This is a genomic window from Paenibacillus sp. 1-18 (genome assembly GCF_000520755.1).
Classification (GTDB): domain Bacteria; phylum Bacillota; class Bacilli; order Paenibacillales; family Paenibacillaceae; genus Paenibacillus; species Paenibacillus brasilensis.
This window is the reverse complement of record NZ_ASSB01000317.1, coordinates 1-8,054: the sequence shown is the minus strand read 5'-3', so window position 1 is coordinate 8,054 and position 8,054 is coordinate 1. Positions and strand designations below refer to the sequence as shown.

At 41.3% G+C, this 8,054-nt stretch carries 6 protein-coding genes and 4 pseudogenes; 4 read left to right on the top strand and 6 right to left on the bottom strand.

The window, feature by feature from the left end:
- Positions 1 to 198: 198 nt before the first annotated feature.
- A pseudogene (locus L693_RS31625) lies at positions 199 to 339 on the bottom strand (cysteine hydrolase family protein); the annotation flags it as partial.
- A 3-nt stretch (positions 340 to 342) separates the two neighbouring features.
- Positions 343 to 756: a MerR family transcriptional regulator gene (locus L693_RS0120335; protein ID WP_025719489.1), complete on the bottom strand. Its 414-nt coding sequence runs from the start codon at positions 754 to 756 to the stop codon at positions 343 to 345.
- Between the two features lie 191 nt (positions 757 to 947).
- Between L693_RS0120335 and L693_RS0120330 the strand changes: the two genes are divergently transcribed.
- The 3 genes and pseudogenes from L693_RS0120330 to L693_RS0120320 form a co-directional block, all read left to right on the top strand.
- Complete coding sequence (locus L693_RS0120330; RefSeq protein WP_025719487.1) at positions 948 to 1,892, top strand: MBL fold metallo-hydrolase; 945 nt, start codon at positions 948 to 950, stop codon at positions 1,890 to 1,892.
- Positions 1,893 to 1,944: 52 nt separating this feature from the next.
- Positions 1,945 to 2,922: an aldo/keto reductase gene (locus L693_RS0120325; RefSeq protein ID WP_025719485.1), complete on the top strand. Its 978-nt coding sequence runs from the start codon at positions 1,945 to 1,947 to the stop codon at positions 2,920 to 2,922.
- A gap of 206 nt (positions 2,923 to 3,128) precedes the next feature.
- A pseudogene (locus tag L693_RS0120320) lies at positions 3,129 to 3,290 on the top strand (aminoglycoside phosphotransferase family protein); the annotation flags it as partial.
- Between the two features lie 682 nt (positions 3,291 to 3,972).
- Here L693_RS0120320 and L693_RS0120315 read toward each other — a convergent pair.
- From L693_RS0120315 to L693_RS0120295, 3 genes and pseudogenes are all read right to left on the bottom strand, one after another.
- Positions 3,973 to 4,353 (bottom strand): DUF6262 family protein, encoded by a 381-nt coding sequence (locus tag L693_RS0120315; RefSeq protein WP_025719481.1) that lies wholly within the window; start codon positions 4,351 to 4,353, stop codon positions 3,973 to 3,975.
- Positions 4,346 to 5,408: pseudogene (locus L693_RS29475) on the bottom strand (tyrosine-type recombinase/integrase). Before L693_RS29475 ends, L693_RS0120315 begins: the two are co-directional and overlap by 8 nt.
- Positions 5,409 to 5,652: 244 nt before the next feature.
- Positions 5,653 to 6,945 (bottom strand): hypothetical protein, encoded by a 1,293-nt coding sequence (locus tag L693_RS0120295; RefSeq protein WP_025719475.1) that lies wholly within the window; start codon positions 6,943 to 6,945, stop codon positions 5,653 to 5,655.
- Between the two features lie 223 nt (positions 6,946 to 7,168).
- Between L693_RS0120295 and L693_RS30750 the strand changes: the two genes are divergently transcribed.
- Positions 7,169 to 7,330 carry a hypothetical protein gene (locus tag L693_RS30750; RefSeq protein WP_197030014.1) on the top strand — a complete coding sequence of 54 codons (162 nt, stop codon included), beginning with the start codon at positions 7,169 to 7,171 and terminating at the stop codon, positions 7,328 to 7,330.
- 384 nt (positions 7,331 to 7,714) lie between these two features.
- Here the strand turns inward: L693_RS30750 and L693_RS28365 are convergent.
- Positions 7,715 to 8,054, bottom strand: a pseudogene (locus L693_RS28365) (accessory Sec system translocase SecA2); the annotation flags it as partial.

The following is an 8,054-nucleotide window of genomic DNA, read 5'->3' as shown; positions in this document are numbered from 1 at the left end:
GCTGCGTTAGCGGCATGGGCGTCTAATACTTTATTTCCTCAGTCTACAACTTTATTTGCCTAGTTTATCAAGACCTAAATTTAAGAAATTCAGATATAATAAAGGGTTTCACATATTAGTCATGACTAATATGTGAAACCCTTTATGTTCAACTATCGTTCACCGTTAGTTGAACGGATGATGTATCATTTCGGCTGTTTAAAGCATCGCGAACACGTCACTAGCTTTCCGAATTTGAGCGAATTCCTCATGTAAGTTCACCAACGTCATCTCGTGGATTTGCTCGGGGGAGTAATACGTCCCGTCAGGACCGAGGCGACCGAACGTAGCCCAGGCATCCCATTATCTAGTATTTATCATGTCTTCTTTCGTAAGTTCTTGGTATAGGGCAAGCTTCTCTTTGGTGAGGGAAATAATGTACTCAAGTTCCTGCCGCTTGGCTTCCAGTTCCACCAGATGCTTCTCAAGAATTTCAATCCGTTTGTGTAAGGTGGGAGTAAAATTAACAAGATCTTCCCCGTGTTGAATTTTATCCAGCACACATCCATCACGAGTAAATTCCGTAATCTCCTCAAGCGATATACCCAATTTTTTTAATCTATTCAAACATTGTATATACGAAACCTCGCTTTCTGAATAGACACGTGCCCCTCCATTTCTACGCTTAGGTTCATGTAGCACCCCAATTTTTTCATAATAACGAATCGTATAGGGAGTTAATCCCGTTTTTTCTGACACCTGACTTATCGTAAACATCCGATTCCTGCTCCTCCTTTTTTTATGTTGATATTGAAAACTATAATACAACTTAGAGTTAACTCAAAGTCAATATTTACAATCGCCCCTAACTTTACCCTAAAAATCTCTTGACTTCTAGTTGACTCTAACTTGTAAGCTAAAGTTGCTAATGGAATACAAGTGACAACAAACACTAAAGGGGTATAACAATGAACAACAAATATTTCACGATTCAACAAGCATCGGAAGGTATCTGGGCTGCTATTTCGGTTCCAGGCAGCGGTTCTCTGGGGAATGCAGCAATTATTGATCTTGGGGATTTAACCGTAGTAGTGGATACAACCAACCTGCCGCATTCTGGTGCTTTCTTACGTCAAACGGCTGAACAATTAACAAACAAACCGGTTAAATATGTAGTGAATACACATTTTCATGGAGATCATGTTAACGGCAATCAGGAATTTATGAAAAGCGAATTTATATCTACCGTTTGGACAAGAGATTTGCTATCTGATATGGGCGAAGTGAATATTGATCTCATGCAACAAAACACTCAGAAGTTAATAAATAGCCTAATTCAAGTACGTTCACAACAAAGAGGTCCGCACATGCTTACCGAAATCGACTATGATCTTTCCGTGCAGAAAACCCTGTATGATGCTATCCCTTCCCTTCGAAGGGTGATACCCACAATAACTTTTGACGATAAACTAGTTATTAAGGGAACAAAGCGCACTATCGAAGTTTTATCCTACGGAGGCGGCCATTCTTTAAGCGATGCCGTTGTGTACGTTCCTGAAGAACGAACCTTGATTACTGGTGATTTAATAACCAACAAGACGATTCCGGTCATGCCACACGGTAATCCATACGCTTGGATACGCATCCTTCGGCGCATTCAAAAAGACCTCAAAGTAGATACTGTCATTCCGGGGCATGGAGATGTGTCCACTCCAGATAGAATTCCAGATGTCATTCGCTTTCTGGAAGAAACAATCAGTTATGTGTCTAAAGCTGCAACGAGCGGGAAATCAGAGTCTTACTGGTTGGATCAAGGCGTATTAAAAGACTATGAAGATTGGCATCTACCCCAATATTTCAGATGGAACTTTCGCTGGCTCTTCAATAGTATGCTTATTCAAAATAATAGATGAGATACAACAAGTACCACTCGTTTGCAAATGAAATATAGAAAAGAGGATAAGTATGGAATATGTGAAGCTCGGCCGTACTGGTCTGGATGTATCCCCTATCGTACTTGGTTGCATGAGCTATGGCATTCCCGAGCGTGGAAACCATACATGGGTAATTGAGGAGACACATAGTCGCTCTTTTATTAAAAAAGCTCTGGATTTAGGCATTAATTTCTTTGACACAGCTAATATATATTCTGACGGAACGAGTGAAGAGATTTTAGGAAGAGCATTAAAAGACTTTGCGAAGAGGGATGAAGTCGTGATCGCAACCAAAGTAGGCAATCCCGTTCATACTGGACCCAATGGGCGCGGGTTGTCGCGAAAAGCAATCATGACTGAGATCGATAAAAGCTTGAAAAGACTCAACACCGACTATGTAGATCTTTATCAAATCCATAGATGGGATAGCACCACGCCGATCGAGGTAACGATGGAGGCTCTTCACGATGTTGTCAAAGCTGGAAAAGCCCGATATATTGGAGCTTCCTCCATGTATGCCTGGCAATTCCAAAGGGCAAATTACGTCGCCCAAATAAATGGTTGGACGCGATTTGTATCGATGCAGAATTACTTAAACTTACTGTATCGGGAAGAAGAACGTGAAATGCTGTCTCTATGTCAAGCAGATGGAGTGGCTGTCATACCATGGAGTCCTCTGGCTCGTGGACGATTGACTCGGAAATGGAACGAAATAAGTGAACGCTCACAGAAGGATTTCTTATTTAAAACTTTATCCTCAGCTATGGAGGAATCAGATAAAAAAGTCGTTGAAATAGTCGGTGAGATTGCAACAGAACACAACGTTCCCCCTGCTCAAATTGCACTGGCTTGGGTTATGCAGAAATCAGCCGTAACTGCTCCAATTATAGGTGCAACAAAGCTCAATCATCTTGATGATGCAGTTAAAGCGTTGGCAATCAATCTTACGCCTGAAGAAGTCGCACGTCTTGAAGCGCCTTATGTTCCTCATCCTGTGCTCGTAATCTGAGAGGAATCAAGGTCATTACATCGTAGCTCTTCTCTTCGCCTCATTCAGAGGTGGAAGGGGAGGGCTGTTGGAGTGTAGCTAATCTTTTTAGCTACACTTATAATCCTTCTGCCATATACTTGGCATTTCTACGATCTAACCGGTAGCTAATAAAGGTCAGCATGGATGCGGCGATGGCAACGATTCCTCCGACCCAGGAAACATCTTACAAAGGCTTTTCGGAGTATGCAGATGTATCCCCTATCGACGACCATTGCATCTACCAGATGATCCTTCTCGTATTCGGGTACAGACTTGTAGAGGGGTATCTCCACACAGAGGATGATGACGAGAAGACGAAGCTTGTCCATACGCTCCAAAAAATCTAAGAAATGAAGACCTTCCCTGCACAGGGGTGACTCTAAAAAAGAACTCCGAAAACCCATGAATGTAGTGAGTTTTCGGAGTTCTTTTCATACTCTCATTCGATCGTCGCCGGCGGTTTGCTCATAGTTACGTAGAAGACGTGAGGCATTCTTGTCGGTGAATCGACAGTGGAATTGACAAACGTTCGCTGCGTCACATCTGAAGCTCCGAAAGAAATTACTGTTAGATACAAAGCGGTGAACCTTATCTTATTTTTAAATATTATGGCTGCGCTAAACTGCCCGTTAGCCATACATGCAGCGCAAGATCAGCGCTGCACCACAGAAAATGAAAATGGGTGAACTCTGTCAATACTTCTAGTAGGGCTGGGAGAAGAAGGTCTATGAACTATGGTGCCATTAGAGCACAACCGTTAGTCTGACTCCAACCATCACGGTGCATCACAGAATGTCGCACCTAATAGGGGTAGCACTTATGGGAGATTAATCCTTTTTGACTGGTTGCACCAGCCTTACCTTTGTTTTAGAAGAACGATGCTATACTACCACCCAACTCCATAAGCATCAAAACAGAGGCTCAGCCTTTTTTTTAAAGTGTTATTCTGGGTCTACTTTATTATGCTCACTTTCAGGTTTTGAGCTAAGTTTATTTTCATGGGAGCTTAATAAGGTAACAGACATTTCCTCAAATCTTTTGATATACCTCCGCATAGGAAAACTTAAGTTGTTCTCGCAACTTTTTATTTTCTTCTTCGAGCTCCTTCATCTTACGTTTTAGCGAAGCAATGATGGCGTCCTTATTGTTTTCATCCATCTCTCGCTTGATTTGTTTTGGTGTCGGCACTTGAGCTTGCTGCTGACGAAGCGATTCAATGCGCACACGTATCTCAGGATTGTTATAGAGCGTTGCCTTGCTTACGCCAGAATCAGTTGCCACACTATTAAAATTGATGCCCTCTTTGGCTTTTACAAGCCGTCTAATCGACTCATCCACTCTTTGTATGGTCTTTGCTTTTCGATCCTCATGAACCTGCTTTAAATGCGCTCTGCGATCGTAATCAGACATGTTTTACACCTTGCTTTCCATTGATACGCTCCATTCGCCCAAAGACGATGTTGCCTTTCCTGATCGTCTCATAGATGCTGGACAGACGCTCAAGGTTCTTTTGGTTTTTCTCCGCAATTTCGTCGCGGTCGTATTGTTTGGCAACTTCTATCATTTTATAAGTAGATTGAATATGAATTTCGTACTTAGGTGCATCCATGTCAGAGAGACCTACAGCTAAGTCTTTACAAGGGCTACCGCCGTTACAAGTTAAGCAGGGGGGGGCTTCCGCGTATGGGCAATTACCATTTACACGGGCCCGACAGGAACCGTAGGGATTATCGATCGATTTAGCTTCTGATCACGCCAGAGCGTTTCCAGGATATCGTATGGGATTTCTTCATCCTTAAGAATCTCATGGATTTTCCCATTCATATCAAAGCTAAATACGCCTTGTTTGGCAACTGTTTCAAAGGCTTTGCGCTTAGTATTATCCAGAAGTTTGGCATAGCGCATTGTCATCTCAGGAGAAGCATGTGCCAATAACTCCTGAACGATTAATATGTCTGCGCCGCCGTTAAGCATCTTAATCGCATAGGTGTGACGAAATTGATGAGTTTTAAAGTAGAATACGTTTCCGCTTTCATCAGTGATGTTCACATTTCTTGCAAGGCAGTTCAATTTCTCTCCAACCCATAATTGGGAATAAGGTTTTCCTTTTCTTGAACCACGAAATCGAATAAAGATGTATCTTTCTGGATTGTTGTCCTCATTGCTGTTCTCAATTGATTTTTTTATTAAAGCCGCTAACAAATTAGCTAATTCGTCATCGATTGGAATACGATGACCCTTCACAAAAGTCTTTTCAATATAGTTTCAATGTAGTATCTCTTTAGCCCCTTAGTGTCCAAGTTCACTAAGGGGCTAAAGAGATAAGTCTTCAGGGTATTGTTGCTTTTTCCTGTCTGATCCAGGTATTTTAAATACTTCATCACAGGAACAACTGGAACACCTACCTCATCCAACAGTAAATATCTCTTTTTATTATCATTAAGAATTACTTCTTGTACTCTCACAGCTCCACTCCCAACGAAATCCTTTCTCCTCAATATATTAAATAAATTATACTAAGCTTTAAACCCTTAGTTTAAATTTCTATTAAACAAAAAATAGAGGAGATTAGCTCATATATTGAACTAACCATCCTCTATTTACGTTACTACAATTAACTTAGTCAAGTACTTTATTTTCTTTTGACAACAACAGTGGGCGGCGGACACAAGATTTTATTTATCAAGTCTTGTGTCTGTCGCTGCTCCTTTAATATACTGGTCCATATTTAGCTGGTGTTAGATTTGGAAGAGAAGAATTATGGATTTTTTTGGTTTTAGGCAATACTTCGACTGCTATCTCAGCCCATTTGACAGAGCCGTACGGTGAACTACCTCCCACGAATACATCTGGACTTAGAATATTGACCAGATAAGTACCAGGTTTTCGAATAATGACAGAACCGTTAAAGGATTTATCCTGTTTGAGCGGGATAACAGTCTTTTTTTCAACTTCAACAAAATCATCGTTTTGAAATGCTGCCACTCCGAAAGAAACTTCATTGCTTTCCAGATACGTAGCAGTCACGACTCCAGCAATTGCTATTGGATCTCCAGCCTGTAAACGGAGGTACCCCTGTGTCGGCTTGGTGAAGCGGATGTCTTGCTCGTTCTCGGCATGGTTGTATCTAATAGGAACGGAGGATGGGTTTAATACTTTGCGATGCACCATAATCTTAGCAGACCCTTTATCGTTGGTGTAAATTTCCAGTGGATTTGGACCAGGGCGAAGGCCTACTGAATATTCAATCCGCTGAAATGTTCTCTCATTCACTATAATCGACTTTTCAGTTGTTTTTTCTGTTCCCTTAAACGTGCTTATGCCACCTCCAATGGAGCTTGTCATACCACCGTGTCCTGTATTCACCAAAACATAAGCATGCCCGAATTCTTTTTGTACTAATGCGCTAAAAGTGATGTTTTCCTTATCTGTTGTATACGTTGGGTGAAGCGCTTTGGCTACTTTATCGTTCCAGACCCAATGCATGACTCCATTACTCCATGTATAATTTATTCCCATCTTAGGCAGGAGTGACGCAGGAATATACAATTGACCGCTTTTCATAAACGTTTTAGGGATTGACTCATCCAGCGCTGTCATTGTTCCGTCCGAGTACCTGAAAATCTTTGATTGGTTTGGCATCAACCGAAATGAGGAAAAAGGTACCGAGTTCTCAGTGTCAAACTCCGCCCACGTGCTGCCTGTCTTTGCATCTCGCTTGATGGTTGCCAAGTGAGCTGTTTCCAGCCATTTGAACGGGAAATACAAATGATTATTTTTCTTTAGCAGGGGAGCGACCTTTATGGAGACGGAATCCAGCGATAAAGAAGATTTGTTTAATTCGGCAGTCAGTTGGTGCGGAACCAGATAGAACACAGCCGCATCCTCTGCTACAACGGGAAGATTGGAATTTGAATTCTCTGCATAACTTTGAGCCGTTGGAAGCAGGCCAGAAATAAGAAGACAGGAAGATACAAGTAGAGAAACAAAAATTCGTCTCATTGAATAAACACCTGATTTCATTTTTTTATCATATATACCAGAAAAACTAAAAAAAGTTGCACAGATATAAGTCTTTTATTCTGACCATTAGCCTTTTTGGATAACTTAGTTCTTTCATTCAACTGCTTTCTAATCTTATTTTGTTTTATGACAAGCTTTATGATACTTCGACATGACTTTTACTATAAGATAAATAAGACTAATTTACTTTGGAGGTGTCTTTTTGGAGTTATTTCTATTTATACTTAATATTTTAGTTATTCTCCTTGCCATTGCTGGTGGAGTGCTTTTAATTGGATTAGTGTACAGAGGATATATACTGCTAGGTTTACTTATTGCTGAGAAAAAGAGAAGAATAACGGCTCAATCTCAAAATCAGGCTTGACTATCAGCCCAATATCCGATGGCGGTTACATTCAATGAGAATGCCTGCTTTATAGCATCTACGCTTGTTGCCATCGGCATATAAATCCCCCCTCAAAATAAGTGCAAAAAAGCCGCCATAGCTTTGGCGGCAATTGTTGGTATGTTTATATCAATTATAAAATTGAAGCGGACAAGATATATAATCAAGATTCTAGGGAAACAGATTTAATTCAAAGTACTCCAACTTTGAATACTCGCCATGGGGCCTGTACGCCTTTGCGATGTGTTTCTTTTTGTCCGAAGTCAACACAGAGTCAACGCTTCGCTTCAGCATTTTCAGCGCAGGATGAATCGAGCGTTCGCTCGTATTCGTCCCGACCGTCCTTGTAAAAGCTACGCTGCATCAGAATTTTGACAGCCTGAATACCGGCCTCAAAATCTTGCTAATCCAATAGGCGATGATCGTCCCTGAGCTCCATGAACCGGGATTCTGCAAGTACTCCATGTATTGATCGTTGATGATATAAGTCCGAGTGGAAGTAGGGTTCTTCAGCCCGAACTTTTCCCACATCGCCGGATTATTCGAACCTCCGAGCTTTAATAGCATATTTGCCGACTCTCTATTTATTTTATCCGGAATTTCCTCGTACGCTTGGATGATTTGCTCATGAAATTCGTCGATCGGATTGCGGTTAACAAGGCTCGTCAAATGGATGCTTTCGCGAATGTAAGAAACGTATGCT